Below are 24,412 nucleotides of genomic sequence, written 5' to 3' on the forward strand. Positions count from 1 at the left end.
CGCCGCGCCCCCGGTCCCGTGCCGCCGGTGAGCCCGGTGGGATCAGCGGGTCCGCGGGGTCACGGGGTCAGTGCGTGTAGAGGTACACGAAGCCGTTGGCCTGGGAGCAGAAGTAGTTGGGACCCCAGAGCGCGACGCCCGCGGCGCCCGCCGCCTGGCACTGTTCCTGCGTGTAGTAGACGCCCGAGACGTGGAATTCGCCCGCGGCGCTGGCGGAGGTCGCGGCGCCGAGCGGGGCCAGGATCGCCACCGCGGCGGCGGCGAGCAGTCCGATGCGTTGTCTCACGTTCCAACTCCTTGAACAGGGTGATTCCCTGACAGACAGTCAGGGACCGTGCGGAGGTGGTGCGATTGCGCTCGCATGCTATCCGGGCGACCCGCTATAGGTCTATACCAATGCGGCGGCGCTGTGCCGACCGGCGGCCGGGCGGCCGTACCCGTCGTACTAAGGTCACGACGTATCCACCCACCTCGGCACGGAGGCCCCGCATGAAGGCGACCAAGGGTGCGGGCGCGCTCCTGCGACTGCGGAAGGTGAGCAGGACCTACGGGGAACGCAAGGCGCTGCTGCCGCTCGACCTGAGCCTGGCGCCGGGCCGCTGCACGGCCCTGTTCGGCCACAACGGCTCCGGCAAGTCCACCCTGCTGCGGATCGCCAGCGGCCGGGACGCGCCCACCTCGGGAGAGGCGCTGTTCGCGGGCCGCACCATGAGCGAGGACGACCCCGAGGTACGCGCCAGGGTCGCGGTCGTCGGCGACACCGTCGCCTGCTACCCGGACCTGACCGTCCGCGAGCACCTGGAGCTGGTCACCGTCGCGCACGCCGTGGACGACGCCGCCGCCTGGATCGACCAGGTGCTGGCCGACCGGCGGCTGTCCGACCACGCCAACGCCCTGCCGGGCTCGCTCTCCTCCGGCCAGATGCAGTCCCTGCTGCTGGCCGCCGCCCTCGTCCGCCCCCGCGACCTGCTCGTGCTCGACGAGCCCGAACAGCGCCTCGACCCCGACGCCCGGCGCCGCCTGGCCGAACTGCTCGTCGCGGAGAAGGCCGACGGCGTCGCCGTACTGCTCGCCACCCACCAGCCCGACCTCGCCGAGGCCGTCGCCGACCGCATGATCGCCCTGGAGGACGGCCGTGTGATCGCCTCCGGCGCGCCCGCCACGGTCCTGCGCGAGCTGGGGCTGCGCCCGTGACGGCCGCGTCGATCCCGCCGCAGGCGGACGGCCGGGACCCGGTGGACGACGGCGACGACTCCGGCGTCGCGTCCGACATCGCGTCCGACCTCGGGGACCCGGACCCCGACGAGGTCTGGAGCGAGGAGGACGACGACCGGACGGCCGAGACGCTGGCCTGGCTGAAGCGCAAGCGCCGGGCACACCGCAGGGAACAGAGCCGGGACCTGGCCGTCCTGCTGTACTCCGTGCTGCTCGGCGGCATCGGGTACGGCAGCGGGGTGGCCGTGCACTTCCTGCGGGAGCTGGAGAACGGCGCGGACTACAGCGGGGTCGGCCGGGACCTCCAGCGCGGGCTGCCCGCGCTGTTCACGACCCTGACCGTCGCCCTCGCGCTCTTCGCGGCGCGCGACGCGCTGTGGCGCGGCCCGGTCGTCGTGCCGGGCCCGACCGTGGGCTGGCTGCTGGCCCAGCCGGTACGGCGGGCGGCGGTGCTGCGCCCGTGGTTCCGGCTCTCCGCCGGGATCGCGCTGATCCCCGGCCTGCTGGTGGGGGTCGCGGGCGGCGTCGTACTGCGCGTCACCGGGCGCGCGGCGATCGGTCCCGCCCTGCTCGGGGTGCTCCCGGCCGCGCTGTGCCTGCCGCTGCTCGCGGTCGCGCTCGGCATGGCCGTCGAGCGGCGGCCCCGGCTGATCCGGGCCGTCCAGCGGTGGACCGCGCCCGCCGTCCTGCTGCTGGGCGCGCTGACCGCCCAGACCGTCCTGGCCGCGACCGGCCACCGCTCGTCGGTCCTGGAGTGGATCGAGCTGTGGTCGGGGCCGTGGGGCTGGGCCGCGCAGCCGGTCGTACGGGCCACCGGCGGCTCGGTGCCCGGCTGGCCCGCCGCGGTCGTGCTGCTGGTGGCGCTCACCGCCGTCGCCACCGTCCGCGCGTACGGGGACGCGGCCCGCGTGCCGACCACTCAGCTCAGGGAGCGGGCGGCGACGGCCACCACCGTGTCCTCCGTGATGTGGTCGATGGAGCTGCGCGCCGCCAAGCTGGCGATCATGGAGGCGGGCGGCGCGTCCACCGCCCGCGGGCTGCGGCTGCGTCCGCCGCGCGGGCGGCTCGGCCGGCACTTCGTCGTCGAGTGGCGCGACCTGCTGGCGCTGCTGCGGGCTCCCGGGCGGCTCGGCAAGGCCGCCGTCTGGACCGCGTGCGGCGCCGCCACCGCGGGGCTCGGCGTGGACCTCGGCGGGGAGCGGCGGGTCGTCGGCCTCGTCCTTGGCCTGCTCTTCGGCTACATGGCGGTCGGCGCGCTCGCCGAGGCCGCGCGGCTGGAGACCGACGATGTGCGGCGGGCCGCCTGGGCGCCGTTCCGCTTCCGTACGCTGATGCTGCACCACGCCGTCGTGCCCGCCGTCCTCGGCGCGCTCCTCGGCCTGCTCGCCGCGGTCCCCTTCGCCGTGACCGGCACCCCCTCGGCGCTGCTGCTCATGCCCCTGTGCGCCCCGCCCTTCACCGCCGCCGCACTCTTCTCCGCGTGCCGCGGCCCCGCCCGCACCCAGCTCCTCTTCCTCGGCGGCGGCTCCCCCGTCGGCGGGCCCGGCCCGCTGATCTTCCTCGCCTGGTACGCCGCCGGGCCCCTCGTCTCCGTCACCGCCCTCGCCCTCCTCCTCGACCCGCCCCTCGTCCACGGCCTCCACCCCGGCTCCGCCGCCCAGCTCCTCCTCCCCACCGCCCTCCTCACCGCCCTCCTTCTCCTCCTCACCACCCGCGCCGCCGACCGCCTCATCCGCCACTGACCCCTCCGGGGGTCCCCCCAAAGCCGGCGCCCTCGCGCAGGGCCAGGTCTTCAGGGGCGCGGGGAACTGCGCGCTCAGCCACGACGCCCCCGCACCTCACCACCCGCCCCAGCGGGGCAGACCGGTTGTCCCCGGACCACCGGCCGGTGGGGGTTGCCCGCGCAGTTCCCCGCGCCCCTGACGGGGCCCACCCCCTTTCGCCCGGACGGCGAGCCGATCATTTAAGGGGCGCGGGGAACTGCGCCACCAGCCACCACGCTCCCGCACCTCACCACCCGCCCCAGCGGGGCAATTCGGTGGTGGCCGGACCACCGGCCGGTGGGGGTTGCCCGCGCCCCTGACGGGGCGCCGTCCTGCGCGAGGTGTCGGCGGAGGAGGGAGGCAACCTGATCGCCGCGAAGCGGCTCTTAGCGGGCGTGAAGGACCACCACAGCCCAGACCACCCCTCCCGCCGCTCCCTGCTGACGGCAGCGGTGGCGACGGCGGGAGCGACGGCCGCGGCAGCGGCCCTGAGCGGCTGCACCTCCCAGGCCCAGGACACCGCCCCGCGCCGGCTCCCGGCCCCGGCGGACCCGCTGGCGACGCAGCCGTACCGCCCGCAGGGCGACCCGCTGGTGCTCCAGGTGATGGCGCACCCGGACGACGACCTGTTCTTCATGAACCCGGACACGCTGCACTCGCTCCAGGCGGGCACGCCCGTGGTGTCGGTGTACGTGACGGCGGGCGAGTCGACAGGCGTCAACCACGAACCGTTCGGCCCGCGCAGGCGCCACCGCAGGGACCAGGCCGCGTACTCCTCCTCCCGCCACCAGGGCCTGCGGCAGGCGTACGCGACGATGCTGGGGCTGCCGCACTTCACCCGGTGGACCACCGACGTGATCGACGTCGGCGGCGGTCTGCACGCGGAGGTGGACGAGCTGCGGCACGGCGCGATGCACGCGCGCCTGGTGTTCCTCCAGGTGTCGATGCACGAGCTGAGTTCCAGCGCGAGCCTGCCGATGATGTGGGAGGTGCCGGGCACCGTACTGTCGTACGTGGTGGCGCAGAACGCGCCCGCGCCCGCCAACGGCCGCGGCACGTACACCCACCAGAAGCTGGTGGACGTCCTGGCCGGGCTGATGGAACGTTTCCGCCCGACGGAGATCAGGACGCTCGACCCGGACCCCGACATCCAGGTGCACGACAAGCGGCATCCGGCCGCCAGTGAGCAGCCCGGCTTCTCCGACCACCGGGACCACACCGCGACGGCGCTGTTCACCTGGAAGGCGATGGCGCAGTGGGTGTCGGAGTCGGCGAACGGCCCCGGCCGGGCGGTGCCCGCCTTCAGCACCACCGCGTACCGCGGCTACTACAACCACCACTGGCCGTACAACCTGCCGCCCGCGACCGTGGCGCTCAAGGCGCGCTTCCTCTTCCAGTACGGCGGCAACCAGGCGTGGCGCTGCGGGAATCCGGGCGGCTGCGGTGACTACGGCCAGGGCGAGAACGAGCCGCTGGCCAACCCCAAGGGGTGGATCCGCTCGACGCACCGCCGCTATCCGGGGGCGCGCCGGATCGTGGTCGGCGGGGCCGCGTACGAAGTGCTCGGTACGCGGGCGGTGCGGCGCGAGGAGACCCGGCCGGGCAGCGGGGTCTGGGGGCCGCCCCAGGATCTCGGCGGCGGGACGCTGGCCCCGGCGCTGTCCTGTGTACGGACCCGCGACGGCGGCACCCTGCTGTTCGCGCTGCGCTTCGCCGTCCTGGAGGGGCACGGCGGGCCGAACACCCGCGACATCGTGATGTGGCGCGACGGGGGCTGGTCCTCGCTCGGCAGTCCCGAGACGCACCCGGACCGTACGCGCAGGACCGGTGCGCCGGTCGCCGTCGCGGCCCCTGACGGCACCGTGCACCTCTTCGCGCGCAACGCGGCCAAGGGGGTCAGCACCCGGGTGCTGACCGCCGGCGTCTGGAGCCCCTGGCGCGATCTCGGCGGCGCCGAGGTCCAGGACGGGCTGGCCGTCGTCACCGACCGCCGTGGCCGTATCCACGTCTTCGCCTCCGGCCACACCACCGTCCACCACTGGGCCCAGTCCAAGCCGGGCGGCGCCGTCGCCTACGCCCCCCTCCCGGCCCTCCCCGCCCCCGGCGGCCTCCCCTCCGCCGCCCTCACCCCCTCCGGCCCCCTGTCACTCCGCTACACCCTCCCCGCCACCCCCCGCGTCTTCCACCAGTCCCTCGCCCTCTAGGGCCGCGCCTGACGGGGCGCAACGCAAAGGTGCCCCGGATCGCGGGAAGCGATCCGGGGCACCCTCGTCGGCTCAGAGCGAGCCGCAAGCCACTACTTGTTGATCTTCGTGACCTGACCGGCACCCACCGTGCGCCCACCCTCACGGATGGCGAACTTCAGGCCCTCTTCCATGGCGATCGGCTGGATGAGCTGGACGCTCATGGCCGTGTTGTCGCCCGGCATGACCATCTCGGTGCCCTCGGGGAGGGTCACGACGCCGGTCACGTCCGTGGTGCGGAAGTAGAACTGCGGACGGTAGTTGTTGAAGAAGGGGGTGTGACGGCCACCCTCGTCCTTCGACAGGATGTAGGCCTGGGCCTCGAACTCGGTGTGCGGGGTGACCGAACCGGGCTTGATGATGACCTGGCCGCGCTCGACATCCTCGCGCTTGATGCCACGGAGGAGCAGACCGACGTTCTCACCGGCCTGGCCCTCGTCGAGCAGCTTGCGGAACATCTCGATGCCGGTGACCGTGGTGGTGGTCTTGTCCTGCTTGATGCCGATGATGTCAACGGTCTCGTTGACCTTCAGCACACCACGCTCGATGCGGCCGGTGACGACGGTGCCACGACCGGTGATCGTGAAGACGTCCTCGATCGGCATCAGGAACGGCTTGTCGACGTCACGCTCGGGGGTCGGGATCGCGGTGTCCACGGCCTCCATGAGGCCGAGGAGCTTCTCGCCCCACTCCTTGTCGCCCTCAAGCGCCTTGAGTGCGGAGACGCGCACGACCGGCAGGTCGTCGCCCGGGAACTCGTACTCGGAGAGCAGCTCACGGACCTCGAGCTCGACGAGCTCCAGGATCTCCTCGTCGTCCACCATGTCGGCCTTGTTCAGGGCGACGACGATGTACGGCACGCCGACCTGGCGGGCCAGGAGCACGTGCTCCTTGGTCTGCGGCATCGGGCCGTCGGTCGCGGCGACCACCAGGATGGCGCCGTCCATCTGCGCCGCACCGGTGATCATGTTCTTGATGTAGTCCGCGTGACCGGGGCAGTCGACGTGCGCGTAGTGACGCGACTCGGTCTGGTACTCGACGTGCGCGATCGAGATGGTGATACCGCGCTGGCGCTCCTCAGGAGCCTTGTCGATCTGGTCGAAGGCCGAGGCCTCGTTCAGGTTCGGGTACGCGTCGTGCAGCACCTTGGTGATCGCCGCGGTAAGGGTCGTCTTACCGTGGTCGATGTGACCGATGGTGCCGATGTTGACGTGCGGCTTAGTCCGCTCGAACTTCGCCTTCGCCACTGGGGTCCTCCTGGGGAGTGGATCTGTACGCCTTGCTTCATCGGCGCCAGGTGATCTTTGCTGGAATGCGGACTGCCGGGGCACCCGCCGCGCACCGTCCGGTACACACCTTCCGGTTTGCGGCGGATTGCCCCGAAGCCTGCTGTCAAGCCTAAAGGGTGAAACGCGCTGAGGATTTCAGGCGTTACTCGCCCTTGGCCTTCGCGATGATCTCCTCGGCGACGTTCCGCGGAACCTCGGCGTAGGAGTCGAACTGCATGGAGTAGCTGGCCCGGCCCGAGGTCTTGGACCGCAGGTCACCGACGTAGCCGAACATCTCCGACAGCGGAACCAGGCCCTTGACGACACGGGCGCCGCTGCGCTCCTCCATGGCCTGGATCTGGCCACGGCGGGAGTTGAGGTCGCCGATGACATCGCCCATGTAGTCCTCGGGCGTGGTGACCTCGACGGCCATCATCGGTTCGAGGAGCACGGGGCTCGCCTTGCGGGCACCCTCCTTGAACGCCTGCGAACCGGCGATCTTGAATGCCAGTTCGGAGGAGTCGACCTCGTGGTAGCCGCCGTCGATCAGGGTGACGCGGACGCCCACCATCTCGTAGCCGGCCAGGATGCCGAACTTCATGGCCTCCTGCGCACCGGCGTCCACCGACGGGATGTACTCGCGGGGGATGCGGCCACCGGTGACCTTGTTGACGAACTCGTAGGTCGCGTCGCCGCCTTCCAGCGGCTCCAGCATGATCTGCACCTTCGCGAACTGACCGGTACCACCGGTCTGCTTCTTGTGGGTGTAGTCAATGCGCTCGACCGTCTTGCGGATGGTCTCGCGGTACGCGACCTGCGGCTTGCCGACGTTGGCCTCGACCTTGAACTCGCGCCGCATACGGTCGACCAGCACCTCGAGGTGCAGTTCGCCCATACCGCCGATGATGGTCTGGCCGGTCTCCTCGTCCGAGTGGACCTGGAAGGAGGGGTCCTCCTCCGAGAGCCGCTGGATGGCGACACCCAGCTTCTCCTGGTCACCCTTGGACTTGGGCTCGATCGCGACCTGGATCACCGGCGCCGGGAAGTCCATGGACTCCAGGATCACCGGGCTCTTGTCGTCGCACAGCGTCTCACCGGTGGTGGTCTGCTTCAGGCCCATGACGGCGATGATGTCGCCCGCGCCCACCGACTCGATCTCCTCACGCTTGTTCGCGTGCATGCGGTAGATCTTGCCGATGCGCTCCTTCTTGCCCTTGACGGAGTTCAGCACAGCCGAACCCGCGTTCAGGCGGCCCGAGTAGACCCGGACGAAGGTGAGCTTGCCCAGGTGCGGGTCGCTCATGATCTTGAACGCGAGGCCGGAGAACGGCTCCTCGTCCGACGGCCGGCGCTTGATGATCTCGTCGGCGTTGCCGACGGCGTGGCCCTCGATGGCCTCGACGTCCAGCGGCGACGGGAGGTAGCGCACGACCGCGTCGAGCAGGGGCTGAACGCCCTTGTTCTTGAACGCGGTGCCGCAGAACACGGGGGTGACGGTGACGGAGTCCTTGGTCCCCTTGGAGGCCAGGGTGATCCGGCGGATGGCCGCGATCAACTGGTCCTGGTCGGGCTCCTGGCCCTCCAGGTACAGCTCCATCATGGCGTCGTCGTGCTCGGCGACGGCCTCGAGCAACTTGCCGCGCCACTCGTCGGCCGCTTCGACGTGGGTGTCCGGGATGTCGACGGTGTCGTACATCTCGCCCTTGGTCGCTTCCGCGGACCAGACCAGCGCCTTCATCTGGACGAGGTCGACCACGCCCTTGAAGTCGGCTTCCGCGCCGATCGGGAGCTGCATGACCAGCGGCACCGCGCCGAGGCGGTCCACGATCATGTCGACGCAGCGGTGGAACTCCGCGCCGGTGCGGTCGAGCTTGTTGACGAAGCAGATGCGGGGCACGCCGTAACGGTCGGCCTGACGCCACACCGTCTCGGACTGCGGCTCCACACCGGCGACACCGTCGAACACCGTGACGGCGCCGTCGAGGACGCGGAGCGAACGCTCCACCTCGACGGTGAAGTCGACGTGACCGGGGGTGTCGATGATGTTGATGGTGTGGTCGACATCATCGAGCGGCCAGTGACAGGTCGTCGCGGCCGACGTGATCGTGATGCCGCGCTCCTGCTCCTGCTCCATCCAGTCCATGGTGGCTGCGCCGTCGTGGACTTCACCGATCTTGTAGGAAACACCGGTGTAGAACAGGATCCGCTCGGTGGTCGTCGTCTTGCCCGCGTCGATGTGGGCCATGATCCCGATGTTGCGGACCCTGGCCAGGTCAAGCGAAGTGGTGGCCATGTGGCTCAGTCTTCTCTCGGTTTCGATGTGGGTGGTGACTACCAGCGGTAGTGCGCGAAGGCCTTGTTGGACTCGGCCATCTTGTGCGTGTCCTCGCGGCGCTTCACGGAAGCACCCAGGCCATTGCTGGCGTCGAGGATCTCGTTCATCAGACGCTCGGTCATCGTCTTCTCGCGACGGGCGCGGGAGTAACCGACGAGCCAGCGGAGCGCCAGCGTGTTCTGACGGCCCGGACGGACCTCGACCGGCACCTGGTAGGTCGCACCGCCGACGCGGCGGGACTTGACCTCAAGGGTCGGCTTGATGTTCTCCAGCGCGCGCTTCAGCGTGATGACCGGGTCGTTGCCCGACTTCTCACGAAGGCCCTCAAGGGCGCCGTACACGATGCGCTCAGCGGTGGAGCGCTTGCCGTGCAGGAGGATCTTGTTGACGAGCGACGTCACCAGCGGGGAGCCGTAAACCGGGTCGATGATGACCGGGCGCTTCGGGGCGGGGCCCTTACGAGGCATGCTTACTTCTCCTTCTTGGCGCCGTAGCGGCTACGAGCCTGCTTACGGTTCTTGACGCCCTGCGTGTCGAGGGAACCGCGGATGATCTTGTAACGAACACCCGGAAGGTCCTTCACACGACCGCCGCGCACGAGCACGATCGAGTGCTCCTGGAGGTTGTGGCCCTCACCCGGGATGTAAGCCGTGACCTCGATACCGCTGGTCAGCCGTACGCGCGCGACCTTGCGCAGCGCCGAGTTCGGCTTCTTCGGGGTGGTCGTGTACACACGCGTGCAAACGCCACGACGCTGCGGGGAACCCTTCAGCGCGGGCGTCTTGTTCTTCTCGACCTTGTCCTGCCGGCCCTTTCGGACCAACTGCTGGATCGTAGGCACCGTTTCTCCGGTTTCTGTGTGCCGATCTCGATAAATCTAACCTGGGGACCGACCCACGCGGTCGGGTGTGTCGCGGACCCCACACGAATCCGAACCAACGGAGAAGTGCGTATGTCGGGTGACGCGGCCTCGGTGCCCTCTCGCGGTCGCATGGCACGCGCGAGGACCCGGGCACACCCCAGGCACAAGGTCAGAGCGTACCTACCGCATCGGCTGCGGTCAAAACAAATGCAAACGCGCAGGCCGGTGACTACTCGAAGATTGCCACCACCCAGATCAGCGCCCAGAAAGCCAGCCCGAGATAACCGATCACCAACCCGGCGGTCGCCATCCCGTCACCCTGCTCACCGCGCTCGCGGATCTGCCGCTTCGCGGTGTGCCCGAGCACGACCGCGCCGATCGACGCCATCCCGAAGATCGGCGAACCGACCAATGAGCACACCAGTGCCCCGATCGCCGCCCCGTTCGTCTTCGGCACGGGCGCCACCGGCGGCGCGTACCGGAACGGCTGCGGCGCCCCGAACGTCGGAGGCACCGGATACGGCGAGGACGGCCGCGGAATGTCCGCTGTCAACCGGTCCAAGTCCCCGTACGTACGCGCCGCGTAGGCACGCCCCAACCGGTCCTCGTACTCTTCCTGCTTCAACCGCCCCTCGGTGAACGCCTCGTTCAGCACGTTCACCGCGCGCTCTCTGTCCGCATCCCCGGCAAGCATGTATCCATAATGCCGCAGAGCGGCCATCCCCGAGAGGGATGGCCGCCCTGTGTGACAGCAACGGGACGAAACTCAGCCGTTGTACGGGCCGTAGTCGTAGTCCTCCAGCGGAACGGCCTGGCCGGAGCCGGTGCCGAACGGGCTGTAGTCGATGTCGTCGTAGCCGACGGCCGAGTACATCGCGGCCTTGGCCTCCTCGGTCGGCTCCACCCGGATGTTGCGGTAGCGGGCGAGGCCCGTACCGGCCGGGATCAGCTTGCCGATGATGACGTTCTCCTTCAGGCCCAGCAGCGAGTCCGACTTCGCGTGGATCGCCGCGTCGGTCAGCACCCGGGTCGTCTCCTGGAAGGAGGCGGCCGACAGCCAGGACTCCGTGGCCAGCGAGGCCTTGGTGATACCCATGAGCTGCGGACGACCCGAGGCCGGGTGACCGCCCTCGGAGACCACACGCCGGTTCTCGGTCTCGAACCGGCCGCGCTCGACCAGCTCGCCGGGCAGCAGCTCCGCGTCGCCGGACTCGATGATCGTCACCCGGCGCAGCATCTGCCGGATGATGATCTCGATGTGCTTGTCGTGGATCGACACGCCCTGCGAGTTGTAGACCTTCTGGACTTCCTGCACCAGGTGGATCTGCACCTGGCGCTGGCCCAGAATGCGCAGCACGTCGTGCGGGTTGGTGGCACCGAAGGTCAGCTTCTGGCCGACCTCGACGTGGTCGCCCTCGCCCACCAGGAGCTTGGCGCGCTTGGAGATCGGGTAGGCGATCTCCTCGGCACCGTCGTCCGGGGTGACGACGAGCTTCTTCGTCTTCTCGGTCTCCTCGATCCGCACCCGGCCGGACGCCTCGGAGATCGGGGCGACACCCTTCGGGACACGGGCCTCGAACAGCTCGACGACACGCGGCAGACCCTGCGTGATGTCGTCACCGGCCACACCACCGGTGTGGAAGGTACGCATCGTGAGCTGGGTGCCGGGCTCACCGATCGACTGGGCCGCGATGATACCGACGGCCTCGCCGATGTCGACGAGCTTGCCGGTGGCCAGCGAACGGCCGTAGCAGTACGCGCAGGTGCCGACGGTCGACTCGCAGGTGAGGATCGAGCGGGTCTTGACCTCCTCGACACCGTGCCGCACGAGCTGGTCGATCAGCACGTCACCGAGGTCGACGTTGGCGGGCGCGATGACCTTGCCGTCCACCACGACGTCCTCGGCGAGCATGCGGGCGTACACGCTGGTCTCGACGTCGTCCGTCTTGCGCAGCGAACCGTCCGCGCCGCGCTCGGCGATCCGCAGCTTCAGACCGCGCTCGGTGCCGCAGTCCTCCTCGCGGATGATCACGTCCTGCGAGACGTCCACCAGACGACGGGTCAGGTAACCCGAGTCGGCGGTACGCAGCGCGGTGTCGGCCAGACCCTTACGGGCACCGTGGGTGGAGATGAAGTACTCCAGCACGGACAGGCCCTCACGGAAGGACGCCTTGATCGGACGGGCGATCGTCTCGTTCTTGGCGTTCGACACCAGGCCACGCATACCCGCGATCTGACGCATCTGCATCATGTTTCCGCGGGCCCCGGAGTCCACCATCATGAAGATGGGGTTGGTCTTCGGGAAGTTCGCGTTCATCGCCACGGCGACCTCGTTGGTCGCCTTGGTCCAGATCGCGATGAGCTCCTGAGTGCGCTCGTCCTTGGTGATCAGACCGCGCTCGTACTGCTTCTGGACCTTCTCGTCCTGGGCCTCGTAGGAGGCGATGATCGCCTTCTTGGCCTCGGGCACCACGATGTCCGTGACGGACACGGTGACACCGGAACGGGTCGCCCAGTGGAAGCCCGCCGCCTTCAGGTTGTCGAGCGTCGCCGCCACGATGACCTTGGGGTAGCGCTCGGCGAGGTCGTTGACGATCTCGGAGAGCTGCTTCTTGCCGACCGCGTAGTCCACGAACGGGTAGTCCTCGGGCAGCAGCTCGTTGAAGAGCGCGCGGCCCAGGGTCGTCCGCAGCCGGAACGTGTCGCCGAGCTGGTACGGCTCCTCGCCCTCGGTGGGCTCCGGCGGCACCCAGCCGCGCGGCGGGACGGTGCCCACCGGGAAGCGGATGTCGACCGGCGCCTGCATCGACAGCTCACGGCCGTCGAACGCCATGATCGCCTCGGCGGTCGAACCGAACGCCCGGTTCTCCCCGATGACCTCGCGCTCCTCGGAGTCCGTGGTCAGGAAGAACAGACCGAGCACCATGTCCTGGGTCGGCATGGTGACCGGACGGCCGTCGGCCGGCTTGAGGATGTTGTTCGAGGACAGCATCAGGATGCGGGCCTCGGCCTGCGCCTCCGCGGACAGCGGGAGGTGCACGGCCATCTGGTCGCCGTCGAAGTCCGCGTTGAACGCGGTGCAGACCAGCGGGTGGATCTGGATGGCCTTGCCCTCAACGAGCTGCGGCTCGAAGGCCTGGATGCCCAGGCGGTGCAGGGTCGGTGCGCGGTTGAGCAGCACCGGGTGCTCGGCGATGACCTCTTCGAGCACGTCGTACACGACCGTACGGCCGCGCTCGACCATGCGCTTGGCCGACTTGATGTTCTGCGCGTGGTTCAGGTCCACCAGGCGCTTCATCACGAACGGCTTGAAGAGCTCCAGCGCCATGGCCTTGGGCAGGCCGCACTGGTGCAGCTTGAGCTGCGGGCCGACGACGATCACCGAACGGGCGGAGTAGTCGACGCGCTTGCCGAGCAGGTTCTGCCGGAAGCGGCCCTGCTTGCCCTTGAGCATGTCGGACAGCGACTTCAGCGGACGGTTGCCGGGGCCCGTGACCGGGCGGCCGCGACGGCCGTTGTCGAAGAGCGCGTCGACGGCCTCCTGGAGCATGCGCTTCTCGTTGTTCACGATGATCTCGGGGGCACCGAGGTCGAGAAGCCGCTTCAGGCGGTTGTTGCGGTTGATGACACGGCGGTACAGGTCGTTGAGGTCGGAGGTCGCGAAGCGGCCACCGTCGAGCTGCACCATCGGACGCAGGTCCGGCGGGATCACCGGGACGCAGTCCAGCACCATGCCGTTGGGCTTGTTGGTGGTCTGGAGGAAGGCGGAGACGACCTTGAGGCGCTTGAGCGCCCGGGTCTTCTTCTGGCCCTTGCCGGTACGGATGATCTCGCGGAGGCGCTCGGCCTCCTCCTCCAGGTCGAAGGACTCCAGGCGCTTTTGCAGCGCCGCGGCACCCATCGAACCCTGGAAGTACGTACCGAAGCGGTCGCGCAGCTCGCGGTAGAGCAGCTCGTCGCCCTCCAGGTCCTGGACCTTGAGGTTCTTGAAGCGGGCCCACACCTCGTCGAGCCGGTCGATCTCGCGCTGCGCACGGTCGCGGAGCTGCTTCATCTCGCGCTCGGCGCCTTCGCGGACCTTGCGGCGGACGTCGGCCTTGGCGCCTTCGTTCTCCAGCTCGGCCAGGTCGGCTTCCAGCTTCTTCTGCCGGCCCTCGACGTCGGAGTCACGGCGCTGCTCGACCTGCTGGCGCTCGACGGAGACCTGGGCCTCCAGCGACGGCAGGTCGCGCGTGCGGCGCTCGTCGTCCACCCACGTGATCATGTACGCCGCGAAGTAGATGACCTTCTCCAGGTCCTTCGGGGCGAGGTCGAGCAGGTAGCCGAGGCGTGACGGAACGCCCTTGAAGTACCAGATGTGCGTGACGGGCGCGGCCAGCTCGATGTGGCCCATCCGCTCACGACGCACCTTGGCGCGAGTGACCTCGACGCCGCAGCGCTCACAGATGATGCCCTTGAAGCGGACCCGCTTGTACTTCCCGCAGTAGCACTCCCAGTCCCGGGTCGGGCCGAAGATCTTCTCGCAGAAGAGCCCGTCCTTTTCCGGCTTGAGCGTGCGGTAGTTGATGGTCTCCGGCTTCTTCACTTCGCCGTGCGACCAGGTACGAATGTCGTCCGCGGTGGCAAGGCCGATCCGCAGCTCGTCGAAGAAGTTGACGTCGAGCACTTGTCGTCAATCCCGCCTTCGGGTTCCACCCGACCAAAAAACGCGGTCGGGGTCGATTGTCAAACATGGTCTGAACGGTCCTGGGAGAGGCCGCCCGGTCCTGGAGGGACCGGGCGACCGGCCCGTCAGACCTCTTCGACGCTGCTCGGCTCCCGCCGGGACAGGTCGATACCGAGTTCTTCCGCGGCGCGGAAGACGTCCTCGTCGGTGTCACGCATCTCGATGGACATGCCGTCCGAGGACAGCACCTCCACGTTGAGGCAGAGCGACTGCATTTCCTTGATGAGCACCTTGAAGGACTCGGGGATGCCCGGCTCGGGGATGTTCTCGCCCTTGACGATGGCCTCGTAGACCTTCACGCGGCCGAGCACGTCGTCGGACTTGATGGTCAGCAGCTCCTGGAGGGCGTAAGCGGCGCCGTACGCCTCCAGCGCCCACACCTCCATCTCACCGAATCGCTGGCCACCGAACTGCGCCTTACCACCCAGCGGCTGCTGGGTGATCATCGAGTACGGACCGGTGGAGCGGGCGTGCAGCTTGTCGTCCACCAGGTGGTGCAGCTTGAGGATGTACATGTAGCCGATCGAGATCGGCTCAGGGAACGGCTCGCCGGAGCGGCCGTCGAACATCCGCGCCTTGCCGGACGGCAGGACCATGCGGTCGCCGTCGCGGTTCGGGATGGTGGACTCGAACAGACCGCGGATCTCGTCCTCGCGGGCGCCGTCGAAGACCGGGGTCGCGACGTTGGTGCCGGCGGCGACGACGTCCGCGTCGATCGCCTGGAGGCGACGCGCCCACTCCTCGCCGATACCGGAGACGTCCCAGCCCTGCTTGGCGAGCCAGCCGAGGTGGATCTCCAGCACCTGTCCCGGGTTCATGCGGGACGGGACGCCGAGCGGGTTGAGGATGATGTCGACCGGGGTGCCGTCCTCGGTGAACGGCATGTCCTCGACCGGCAGGATCTTCGAGATGACGCCCTTGTTGCCGTGACGGCCGGCGAGCTTGTCGCCGTCGGTGATCTTCCGCTTCTGCGCCACGTACACGCGCACGAGCTGGTTGACACCGGGCGGCAGTTCGTCGCCCTCCTCGCGGTCGAAGACCCGGACGCCGATGACCTTGCCGGTCTCGCCGTGCGGCACCTTCAGCGAGGTGTCACGGACCTCACGGGCCTTCTCGCCGAAGATCGCGCGCAGCAGGCGCTCCTCCGGGGTCAGCTCGGTCTCGCCCTTGGGCGTGACCTTGCCGACCAGGATGTCGCCGGCGACGACGTCGGCGCCGATCCGGATGATCCCGCGCTCGTCGAGGTCCGCGAGGACCTCCTCGGAGACGTTGGGGATGTCCCGGGTGATCTCCTCCGGGCCGAGCTTGGTGTCACGGGCGTCGACCTCGTGCTCCTCGATGTGGATCGAGGAGAGGACGTCGTCCTGGACCAGCCGCTGGCTGAGGATGATCGCGTCTTCGTAGTTGTGGCCCTCCCAGGGCATGAACGCCACCAGGAGGTTCTTGCCGAGGGCCATCTCGCCCTCGTCGGTCGAGGGACCGTCGGCGAGCACCTGGCCGACGACGACCCGGTCGCCCTCGTTGACGACGACCTTCTGGTTGAAGGACGTGCCCTGGTTGGAGCGGGAGAACTTCGCGACGCGGTACGTGGTGTACGTGCCGTCGTCGTTGGTGATGGTGACGTAGTCGGCGGAGACCTCCTGGACCACACCGTCCTTGTCCGCCTTGATGACGTCACCGGCGTCGACCGCGCAGCGGTACTCCATGCCGGTGCCGACCAGCGGCGCCTCCGCCTTGATCAGCGGCACGGCCTGGCGCATCATGTTCGATCCCATGAGCGCGCGGTTGGCGTCGTCGTGCTCCAGGAACGGGATCATCGCGGTCGCGACCGACACCATCTGGCGCGGCGAGACGTCCATGTAGTCGACGTCGTCGCCGGGGATGTAGTCGATCTCGCCGCCGCGGCGGCGGACCAGCACGCGGGACTCGGCGAACCGCAGGTCCTCGGTGAGCGGCGCGTTAGCCTGCGCGATGACGAAGCGGTCTTCCTCGTCCGCGGTCAGGTAGTCGACGTCGTCGGTGACGACGCCCTCGACGACCTTGCGGTACGGGGTCTCGACGAAGCCGAACGCGTTGACCCGGCCGTAGGAGGCGAGCGAGCCGATCAGGCCGATGTTCGGGCCTTCGGGGGTCTCGATCGGGCACATGCGGCCGTAGTGCGACGGGTGCACGTCGCGGACCTCGAAGCCGGCCCGCTCACGGGACAGACCGCCGGGGCCCAGCGCCGACAGGCGGCGCTTGTGGGTCAGGCCGGACAGCGGGTTCGTCTGGTCCATGAACTGGGAGAGCTGGCTGGTGCCGAAGAACTCCTTGATGGAGGCGACGACCGGCCGGATGTTGATCAGGGTCTGCGGCGTGATCGCCTCGACGTCCTGGGTCGTCATCCGCTCGCGGACCACGCGCTCCATACGGGCCAGGCCGGTACGGACCTGGTTCTGGATCAGCTCGCCCACGTTGCGCAGGCGGCGGTTGCCGAAGTGGTCGATGTCGTCGACCTCGACGACCATCGAGGAGCCGTTCTCCCCGGTGGTCTCGGTCTCACCGGCGTGCAGCTTCACCAGGTACTTGATGGTGGCGATGATGTCGTCGGTGGTGAGCACACCGGCGTCCAGGGGCGCGTCGCTGCCGAGCTTCTTGTTCACCTTGTAGCGGCCGACCTTCGCGAGGTCGTAGCGCTTGGGGTTGAAGTAGAGGTTCTCCAGCAGGGTCTGCGCGGCCTCCTTGGTCGGCGGCTCGCCCGGACGCAGCTTGCGGTAGATGTCGAGCAGCGCGTCGTCCTGGCCCTGGGTGTGGTCCTTCTCCAGGGTGGCGCGCATCGACTCGTAGTCGCCGAACTCGTCCAGGATCTGCTCGGTGCTCCAGCCGAGCGCCTTGAGCAGAACGGTGACCGACTGCTTGCGCTTGCGGTCGATGCGGACACCGACCATGTCGCGCTTGTCGATCTCCATCTCCAGCCAGGCACCCCGGGACGGGATGATCTTGGCGGAGAAGATGTCCTTGTCGGACGTCTTGTCGATCTGGCTGTCGAAGTAGACACCCGGCGAGCGCACGAGCTGCGAGACGACGACACGCTCGGTGCCGTTGATGCAGAAGGTGCCCTTGTTGGTCATCAGCGGGAAGTCACCCATGAAGACCGTCTGGGACTTGATCTCGCCGGTCTCGTTGTTGGTGAACTCGGCGGTGACGAAGAGCGGGGCGCCGTACGTGAAGTCGCGCTCCTTGCACTCGTCCAGCGAGTTCTTCGGAGGCTCGAATCGGTGGTCACGGAAAGTGAGCGACATCGACCCGGAGAAGTCCTCGATCGGCGAGATCTCCTCGAAGATCTCCTCCAGACCCGACTTCCTGGGGACGTCCTGCCCACTGTCCAGGGCCGCCTCGACACGGGCCTTCCACGCGGCGTTGCCGAGCAGCCAGTCAAAGCTCTCGGTCTGGAGCGCGAGGAGGTTCGGAACTTCGAGCGGTTCACGGATCTTCGCGAAAGAGATGCGCAGCGGGGCGGTGCTTGCGCCGTTGTTCGAATTGGTGGTCGAGGCGTTGCGCGAGGCGGCCAAGAGGGGGTCCTTCCGAGGGCTCGGACTCACTACGCGCATACCGGTCCGCCCCTGAGCGTAAGAAGAAAGCCCTGATGGCGGACTTCTTCAGCAGTGCTCAGACGTGGGCATGCTCCTGGTGACGGGCCAGGCAGCAGCTAACAGGCAGCGCAAAGGGTCAGTGTAGCCACTCGGCACACTGATGTCCAGAGCAGAGATTCGGAGTACCGAATCATCGCCCCCTCGTCCGTCCTGCGGATCCCGCCTCGGAACCGGATCCGCGCCTGCGCCATGCATTCCCGCATCTCCCCCGATCCATGCATCCAACCCGGATCGAAGTGTCGACGCGTCCTGAGAATTGCGCGCCGCGTGCGGTTCGTCAAGGCCCTGGCCTGGCAGAGATGCTCACAGCCCCGCGCCCGGCCCCCCTGCCGGATGGCTCCCGGAGCAGGTCCCGTGCGGGAACGATCACCTTATCCGGACGGTGGCACCGCCCCGCCACAAGGACGCGGGAACGCCGTAGGGCGGCCACCCGGATGGGTGACCGCCCTACGGCTGTCCGGCCCTGTGCGGGCCGTACGGGGACTGCTGGGTGCCGCTCGGTGTTACTTGACCTCGACCGAGGCGCCGGCGGCCTTGAGGGACTCGGCGGCCTTGTCGGCGGCAGCCTTGTCGACCTTCTCCAGGACGGGCTTCGGGGCGCCGTCCACGAGGTCCTTGGCCTCCTTCAGGCCGAGCGAGGTCAGCTCACGCACGACCTTGATGACCTGGATCTTCTTGTCACCGGCGGCGGTGAGGACGACGTCGAACTCGTCCTGCTCCGGGGCGGCGTCCGCGACGGCGGCCGGACCGGCGACACCGGCGGCGGCGACGGGGGCGGCGGCGGTGACGTCGAACTTCTCCTCGAAGGCCTTCACGAACTCGGAGAGCTCGATGAGGGTGAGGGTCTCGAACTGCTCGAGCAGCTCGGCCTGGCTGAGCTTCGCCATGATGGCGGTCCTTCCACTAATTCGGCTGGTGCCGGTTGTCGATGTCGGCGGGCGTACTCGGAGCCCGCTGGACTGCGGGAGTGGTTACTCCGCAGCCTCGGCGGGAGCCGGCGTACCGGCACCGCCCTGCTCTGCCTGCTCGGCCTGCTTGGCACGAAGCGCCTCCGCGGTGCGGACGAACTTCGAGGGCAGCGCCTGGAAGAGCGCGGCAGTCTGCGACTGCTTGGCCTTCATGGCGCCCGCCAGCTTGGCGAGCAGAACCTCGCGGGACTCGAGGTCCGCGAGCTTCTTGATCTCGTCGGCGGACAGCGCCTTGCCGTCAAGGACACCGCCCTTGATGACGAGAGCGGGGTTGTCCTTGGCGAAGTCGCGCAGACCCTTCGCCGCCTCGACCGGGTCACCGGCGACGAAGGCGACGGCCGACGGACCCGCGAACAGGTCGTCGAGCGTGCTGATCCCGGCCTCGTTGGCCGCGATCTTGGTCAGCGTGTTCTTCACCACGGCGTACGTGACGTTCTCACCGAGCGAACGGCGCAGCGTCTTGAGCTGCGCCACGGTGAGACCGCGGTACTCGGTCAGCACAGCGGCGTTCGAGGAGCGGAACTGATCCGTCAACTCGGCAACCGCGGCAGCCTTATCGGGCCTCGCCATGAGTCTCGGCCTCCTTCCGGGTGATTGCGGACCGCACGGAATTGAAGGAGGGGACTTGGCAAAAACGAACGCCCCGGCGCAGGCGCACGGGGCGTGACTCGACGGAATCGACTTCCGCTCGGCGGAAATCTCTTCCGGAGTTCATCCACGATCACCTGCGCGGGCCATCCGCAGCTAGCGGATCCTTCGGCCGCCACGCCCTTTTCGGGGCACGGCAACGACCAGCGGTCTTTGGCTTCTCGGGAAGCGTACGGGACGGGTCCTGACAACACCAAATCCGGCCCCCGTGCGGTGTGCACGGAGGCCGGACTTCGGATGGTGCCGCACGCCTTACGCGTGGCCCCGCGTCGTCATCAGACGGACGCCGGGTCCTCCTCGACGAGGAGGTTGCGGGTGCGGTTGGGGTCGACCTGGATGCCGGGGCCCATGGTGGTGCTCACGGCGGCCTTCTTGATGTAACGACCCTTGGCGGCGGACGGCTTGAGACGCAGGATCTCGTCCAGGGCCGCCGCGTAGTTCTCCACCAGCTTGGTCTCGTCGAAGGAGACCTTGCCGATGATGAAGTGCAGGTTCGAGTGCTTGTCGACGCGGAACTCGATCTTGCCGCCCTTGATGTCCGTGACAGCCTTCGCCACGTCCGGGGTGACCGTACCGGTCTTCGGGTTCGGCATCAGGCCACGGGGACCGAGCACGCGGCCCAGACGGCCGACCTTGCCCATGAGGTCCGGGGTGGCGACGACGGCGTCGAAGTCCAGACGGCCCTTCGACACCTCGTCGATCAGTTCGTCGGAGCCGACGATGTCGGCTCCCGCGGCTTCCGCGGCCGCAGCACGGTCACCGGTCGCGAAGACCAGGACCCGGGCGGTCTTGCCGGTGCCGTGCGGAAGGTTCACGGTGCCACGGACCATCTGGTCGGCCTTGCGCGGGTCGACACCCAGGCGGAAGGCGACCTCGACGGTCGAGTCGAACTTGGTGGTCGCGGTGTCCTTGGCGATCCGGACGGCCTCGAGCGGGGCGTACAGGCGCTCCGCGTCGATCTTGCCGTCGGCAGCGCGAAGGGACTTGCTGCGCTTGCTCACTTACTGCTCCTGTTGGTGAAGGGGAGTCGTGGTACGGGCCGAGCAGGCCCTGCCACAGATGAACCGGCGGGGCGTCAGCCCTCGCCTCTGTCGCTCGGGCGTCAGCCCTCGACCGTGATGCCCATGGAGCGGGCGGTGCCGGCGATGATCTTCTCGGCGGCGTCCAGGTCGTTCGCGTTCAGGTCGGGGAGCTTCGTCGTGGCGATGTCCCGAACCTGGTCGCGGGTGAGCTTGGCGACCTTCTTGACGTGCGGCTCGCCGGAGCCCTTCTCGACACCCGCGGCCTTGAGGATCAGCTTGGCCGCCGGCGGCGTCTTGGTGATGAAGGTGAAGGAACGGTCGTCGTAGACCGTGATCTCCACCGGGATCACCATGCCGCGCTGCGACTCGGTCGCCGCGTTGTAGGCCTTGCAGAACTCCATGATGTTCACGCCGTGCTGGCCCAGCGCGGGGCCGACCGGCGGCGCCGGGTTGGCCGCGCCGGCGTTGATCTGGAGCTTGATCAGCCCCGTGATCTTCTTCTTCTTGGGAGGCATTGCTCTCTCCGGGTCCTGTTGAGAGTGTTCGTGCCTGCGTACAGGCATACCGCACCACTTTAGCGGGTATTGGCCCGCATCCTGAAACCGGCCGGTGGCCGGGGGACACAGCGGCCCCCGGCCGACGGAAATCCGTCGAACGGGGGCCGCTGGAAAAGTCTCAGTTCTTCTGGATCTGGTCGAAGCTCAGCTCGACCGGGGTCTCGCGGCCGAAGATCTCGACCAGGCCCTTGACCTTCTTCGAGTCGGCGTTGATCTCGTTGATCGTCGCCTGGAGCGTCGCGAAGGGGCCGTCGGTGACGGTGACCGAGTCGCCGACCTCGAAGTCCAGCACCTGGACCTCGACCTTGCGCGGCTGGGCGGTGCCCTCGGCGATGGCGGCGGCCTCGGCCGCGGCCTCCACCTCCGGGGCGAGCATCTTCACGATCTCGTCGAGGGTCAGCGGGTACGGGTCGTACGCGTTGCCGACGAAGCCGGTGACACCGGGGGTGTTGCGGACGACGCCCCACGACTCGTTCGTCAGGTCCATGCGCACCAGCACGTAGCCGGGGAGCTTGTTCTGCCGAATGGTCTTGCGGTCGCCGTTCTTGATCTGGACGACTTCTTCCTGGGGCACTTCGGCCTGGTAGATGTAGTCCTCGACGTTGAGCGAGACGGCGCGCTGCTCCAGGTTGGACTTCACGCGGTTCTCGTAACCGGCGTAGGTGTGGATCACGTACCACTCGCCGGGCAGGGTGCGAAGCTCCTCGCGGAAGGCGGCGACCGCGTCCACGACCGGCTCGGACACGGCGGCCTCGCCGTCGTCCTCGTCCGCTTCGTCCTCAGCCGCTTCGTCCTCAGCGGCGGCCGCCACGTCCTCGTCGGACTCGTCGTCCGCCTCGTCGTCGTCCGCCTCGTCCGTGGCGGCCTCGGCGGCTTCCTCGTCCTCGTCCTCGTGGACGGCGGCCTGCTCGGCGGCTTCGCCGGCGTTCAGGTCGGCAGCCTCGGCCTGGTCGATCTCGCCGTCGGCGGCCTCGACGATGTCGAGCGCGGTGTCGTCGCCCTCAACGGTTTCGTCGGCGTCGTACACGTTCGGGTCAGACACGGTGACTGCTTCTTCCTGACTTCAAGGGGTGGAACATGCGGACAGGCGCCCGTGGACCGGCGCCCACCGCGGGATCAGCCGAAGACGTACGAAACGAGCTTCGAGAATCCCCAGTCAACCACGCTGACGAGACCGATGACGACGACAACGAAGACAATCACCACTGTGGTGTAGGTGATCAGGTCGTTGCGGCTCGGCCAGACGACCTTGCGGAGTTCCGCGACGATCTGGCGGTAGAAGAGCGCCAGCCGACCGAGGGGGCCCTTCTTGCCGCGCTTGCCGCCGCGGCGGGGCTTCCGACTCTCGTCGTCCTCGGACGTGTCAGGCTCAGGGGCCTCGATGGAGTCCGTGATCTCAGTCACTACGTCCTCACCTGACTCCGGGTCGTGGCCGTGTCGCGCCCGTCGCGCGGTACGGCGAGTGCTTTACCTGCCCACGTCCGTCGGGTGACGTGTGGAGCAGGGTCGGAGGGACTCGAACCCACAACCGCTGGTTTTGGAGACCAGTGCTCTACCAATTGAGCTACGACCCTTTGCGACTCCCCCAACGTACCGCAGCATTGCGGAACCGCGGTGCCGGTGGGAAGGCCATCGACGGATGAGTGTACGTGTTTCGCGGCCCTCCGTCGAACGCCTTGCGTCCGATCAGGTTCCGGCCGCGTTCCGTTGACGTTTTGACGCGGTGTCGACGGGGTGCCGGTGGGGTGCCGAGGAGGTTCCGGCGGGGTGCCGGCGAGATTCCGGCGAGGCGCTGGTCAGGTGCCGGTCGGGTGCCGACGGGGCCGCGGACCCCCGGCGCGCACCGGGTGTGTTCACAGTCCGGACAGGTCCGCAAACCTGGGTGCCGGGCCTCCCCCGCGTCTGGGACCATGCAGTCATGAGCGCAGCTACTCCCCCCGTACAGTCTCCCACCGACCGTCGGGTGTCGGCCCGCGTCGGGTCGATCTCCGAGTCCGCGACGCTGGCCGTCGACGCCAAGGCCAAGGCCCTCAAGGCCGCCGGGCGCCCGGTCATCGGATTCGGCGCGGGAGAGCCCGATTTCCCGACGCCCGGCTACATCGTCGAAGCCGCGGTGGAGGCGTGCCGCAACCCGAAGTACCACCGCTACACCCCGGCCGGCGGTCTGCCCGAGCTGAAGACGGCCATCGCCGCCAAGACGCTCCGCGACTCCGGCTACGAGGTCGAGCCGTCGCAGGTGCTGGTCACCAACGGTGGCAAGCAGGCCATCTACGAGGCGTTCGCCGCGATCCTCGACCCGGGTGACGAGGTCATCGTGCCCGCCCCGTACTGGACCACCTACCCCGAGTCGATCCGGCTCGCGGGCGGCGTGCCGGTCGAGGTCGTCGCGGACGAGACCACCGGTTACCGGGTCTCGGTCGAGCAGCTCGAAGCGGCCCGCACCGAGCGCACCAAGGTCGTGCTGTTCGTCTCGCCGTCCAACCCCACCGGCGCCGTGTACAGCGCCGCCGACACCGAGGCGATCGGCCGCTGGGCCGTCGAGCACGGCCTGTGGGTGCTGACCGACGAGATCTACGAGCACCTGGTGTACGGCGACGCGACGTTCACCTCGCTGCCGACGGCCGTGCCCGAGCTGCGCGACAAGTGCATCGTGGTCAACGGCGTGGCGAAGACGTACGCCATGACCGGCTGGCGGGTCGGGTGGATCATCGGCCCGAAGGACGTGGTCAAGGCCGCGACGAACCTCCAGTCGCACGCCACCTCGAACGTCTCCAACGTCGCGCAGGTCGCCGCGCTGGCCGCCGTCTCGGGGAACCTGGACGCGGTCGCCGAGATGCGGACCGCCTTCGACCGCCGCCGCCGCACCATCGTGCGGATGCTCAACGAGATCGACGGCGTCGTCTGCCCGACGCCCGAGGGCGCGTTCTACGTCTACCCGTCGGTGAAGGCGCTGCTCGGCAAGGAGATCCGCGGCAAGCGCCCGGCCGACTCCGTCGAGCTGGCCGCGCTGATCCTGGACGAGGCGGAGGTCGCGGTCGTGCCTGGTGAGGCCTTCGGCACCCCGGGCTACCTGCGGCTTTCGTACGCGCTCGGCGACGAGGACCTGGAAGAGGGCGTCTCGCGGCTCCAGAAGCTGCTGGGCGAGGCGAAGGACTGAGCCCCTTCGGACGCTG

At 68.7% G+C, this 24,412-nt stretch carries 18 protein-coding genes and 1 tRNA gene; 4 read left to right on the forward strand and 15 right to left on the reverse strand.

Annotated features, from left to right (window positions below; genetic code table 11):
• Nucleotides 1-67: 67 nt before the first annotated feature.
• On the reverse strand, nt 68-286 hold the full coding sequence (locus tag ACFY9V_RS27660) for a hypothetical protein (RefSeq protein ID WP_355340225.1): 219 nt from the start codon (nt 284-286) through the stop codon (nt 68-70).
• Between the two features lie 203 nt (nt 287-489).
• On the opposite strand from ACFY9V_RS27660, the gene ACFY9V_RS27665 reads away from it, so the two are divergent.
• The 3 genes from ACFY9V_RS27665 to ACFY9V_RS27675 all read left to right on the forward strand — a co-directional run bounded on the left by ACFY9V_RS27665 (nt 490) and on the right by ACFY9V_RS27675 (nt 5,182).
• Nucleotides 490-1,194: an ATP-binding cassette domain-containing protein gene (locus tag ACFY9V_RS27665; protein WP_391163439.1), complete on the forward strand. Its 705-nt coding sequence runs from the start codon at nt 490-492 to the stop codon at nt 1,192-1,194.
• Nucleotides 1,191-2,957 carry a hypothetical protein gene (locus ACFY9V_RS27670; RefSeq protein WP_391163440.1) on the forward strand — a complete coding sequence of 589 codons (1,767 nt, stop codon included), beginning with the start codon at nt 1,191-1,193 and terminating at the stop codon, nt 2,955-2,957. The genes ACFY9V_RS27665 and ACFY9V_RS27670 overlap by 4 nt, the downstream gene beginning before the upstream one ends.
• Nucleotides 2,958-3,319: 362 nt before the next feature.
• Nucleotides 3,320-5,182: a PIG-L family deacetylase gene (locus tag ACFY9V_RS27675; RefSeq protein WP_391163441.1), complete on the forward strand. Its 1,863-nt coding sequence runs from the start codon at nt 3,320-3,322 to the stop codon at nt 5,180-5,182.
• Between the two features lie 92 nt (nt 5,183-5,274).
• On the opposite strand, the gene tuf is transcribed toward ACFY9V_RS27675, so the two are convergent.
• The 14 genes from tuf to ACFY9V_RS27745 form a co-directional block, all read right to left on the reverse strand.
• The gene (gene tuf / locus ACFY9V_RS27680; RefSeq protein WP_355340236.1) at nt 5,275-6,468 is read right to left on the reverse strand and encodes an elongation factor Tu; all 1,194 of its coding nucleotides are present in this window, start codon (nt 6,466-6,468) and stop codon (nt 5,275-5,277) included.
• A 184-nt stretch (nt 6,469-6,652) separates the two neighbouring features.
• Nucleotides 6,653-8,782 (reverse strand): elongation factor G, encoded by a 2,130-nt coding sequence (gene fusA, locus ACFY9V_RS27685; RefSeq protein ID WP_355340239.1) that lies wholly within the window; start codon nt 8,780-8,782, stop codon nt 6,653-6,655.
• A gap of 38 nt (nt 8,783-8,820) precedes the next feature.
• The gene (rpsG, locus tag ACFY9V_RS27690) at nt 8,821-9,291 is read right to left on the reverse strand and encodes a 30S ribosomal protein S7 (RefSeq protein ID WP_093713199.1); all 471 of its coding nucleotides are present in this window, start codon (nt 9,289-9,291) and stop codon (nt 8,821-8,823) included.
• Between the two features lie 2 nt (nt 9,292-9,293).
• Nucleotides 9,294-9,665 carry a 30S ribosomal protein S12 gene (gene rpsL / locus ACFY9V_RS27695; protein WP_014144289.1) on the reverse strand — a complete coding sequence of 124 codons (372 nt, stop codon included), beginning with the start codon at nt 9,663-9,665 and terminating at the stop codon, nt 9,294-9,296.
• A 250-nt stretch (nt 9,666-9,915) separates the two neighbouring features.
• Nucleotides 9,916-10,407 (reverse strand): DUF1707 and DUF4190 domain-containing protein, encoded by a 492-nt coding sequence (locus tag ACFY9V_RS27700; RefSeq protein WP_355340244.1) that lies wholly within the window; start codon nt 10,405-10,407, stop codon nt 9,916-9,918.
• Between the two features lie 45 nt (nt 10,408-10,452).
• On the reverse strand, nt 10,453-14,352 hold the full coding sequence (locus ACFY9V_RS27705) for a DNA-directed RNA polymerase subunit beta' (RefSeq protein ID WP_355340247.1): 3,900 nt from the start codon (nt 14,350-14,352) through the stop codon (nt 10,453-10,455).
• 125 nt (nt 14,353-14,477) lie between these two features.
• Complete coding sequence (gene rpoB, locus ACFY9V_RS27710) at nt 14,478-17,963, reverse strand: DNA-directed RNA polymerase subunit beta (protein WP_355340250.1); 3,486 nt, start codon at nt 17,961-17,963, stop codon at nt 14,478-14,480.
• A gap of 584 nt (nt 17,964-18,547) precedes the next feature.
• Complete coding sequence (rplL, locus tag ACFY9V_RS27715; protein ID WP_355340253.1) at nt 18,548-18,931, reverse strand: 50S ribosomal protein L7/L12; 384 nt, start codon at nt 18,929-18,931, stop codon at nt 18,548-18,550.
• Between the two features lie 84 nt (nt 18,932-19,015).
• On the reverse strand, nt 19,016-19,582 hold the full coding sequence (rplJ, locus tag ACFY9V_RS27720; RefSeq protein WP_355340256.1) for a 50S ribosomal protein L10: 567 nt from the start codon (nt 19,580-19,582) through the stop codon (nt 19,016-19,018).
• A 353-nt stretch (nt 19,583-19,935) separates the two neighbouring features.
• Nucleotides 19,936-20,661 carry a 50S ribosomal protein L1 gene (gene rplA / locus ACFY9V_RS27725; protein ID WP_355340259.1) on the reverse strand — a complete coding sequence of 242 codons (726 nt, stop codon included), beginning with the start codon at nt 20,659-20,661 and terminating at the stop codon, nt 19,936-19,938.
• Nucleotides 20,662-20,762: 101 nt separating this feature from the next.
• Complete coding sequence (gene rplK, locus ACFY9V_RS27730) at nt 20,763-21,197, reverse strand: 50S ribosomal protein L11 (protein ID WP_355340262.1); 435 nt, start codon at nt 21,195-21,197, stop codon at nt 20,763-20,765.
• Between the two features lie 160 nt (nt 21,198-21,357).
• Nucleotides 21,358-22,281 (reverse strand): transcription termination/antitermination protein NusG, encoded by a 924-nt coding sequence (gene nusG, locus ACFY9V_RS27735; protein WP_391163443.1) that lies wholly within the window; start codon nt 22,279-22,281, stop codon nt 21,358-21,360.
• A gap of 74 nt (nt 22,282-22,355) precedes the next feature.
• Complete coding sequence (gene secE, locus ACFY9V_RS27740; protein ID WP_391050448.1) at nt 22,356-22,634, reverse strand: preprotein translocase subunit SecE; 279 nt, start codon at nt 22,632-22,634, stop codon at nt 22,356-22,358.
• A gap of 106 nt (nt 22,635-22,740) precedes the next feature.
• A tRNA-Trp gene (locus ACFY9V_RS27745) sits at nt 22,741-22,813 on the reverse strand.
• A 344-nt stretch (nt 22,814-23,157) separates the two neighbouring features.
• On the opposite strand from ACFY9V_RS27745, the gene ACFY9V_RS27750 reads away from it, so the two are divergent.
• On the forward strand, nt 23,158-24,396 hold the full coding sequence (locus ACFY9V_RS27750) for a pyridoxal phosphate-dependent aminotransferase (protein ID WP_355340268.1): 1,239 nt from the start codon (nt 23,158-23,160) through the stop codon (nt 24,394-24,396).
• Nucleotides 24,397-24,412 lie beyond the last annotated feature (16 nt).

It is taken from the genome of Streptomyces sp. NPDC008317 (assembly GCF_042955955.1).
In the GTDB taxonomy this organism is placed as follows: domain Bacteria; phylum Actinomycetota; class Actinomycetes; order Streptomycetales; family Streptomycetaceae; genus Actinacidiphila.

Bases quoted from the DNA above. Each gene is read 5' to 3' on its own strand.
- ACFY9V_RS27750 (WP_355340268.1), top strand. From the start codon at position 23,158: ATGAGCGCAGCTACTCCCCCCGTACAGTCTCCCACCGACCGTCGGGTG.
- ACFY9V_RS27665 (WP_391163439.1), top strand. From the start codon at position 490: ATGAAGGCGACCAAGGGTGCGGGCGCGCTCCTGCGACTGCGGAAGGTG.
- rpsG (WP_093713199.1), bottom strand. From the start codon at position 9,291: ATGCCTCGTAAGGGCCCCGCCCCGAAGCGCCCGGTCATCATCGACCCG.
- fusA (WP_355340239.1), bottom strand. From the start codon at position 8,782: ATGGCCACCACTTCGCTTGACCTGGCCAGGGTCCGCAACATCGGGATC.
- ACFY9V_RS27700 (WP_355340244.1), bottom strand. From the start codon at position 10,407: ATGGCCGCTCTGCGGCATTATGGATACATGCTTGCCGGGGATGCGGAC.
- rplL (WP_355340253.1), bottom strand. From the start codon at position 18,931: ATGGCGAAGCTCAGCCAGGCCGAGCTGCTCGAGCAGTTCGAGACCCTC.
- rplJ (WP_355340256.1), bottom strand. From the start codon at position 19,582: ATGGCGAGGCCCGATAAGGCTGCCGCGGTTGCCGAGTTGACGGATCAG.
- rplK (WP_355340262.1), bottom strand. From the start codon at position 21,197: ATGCCTCCCAAGAAGAAGAAGATCACGGGGCTGATCAAGCTCCAGATC.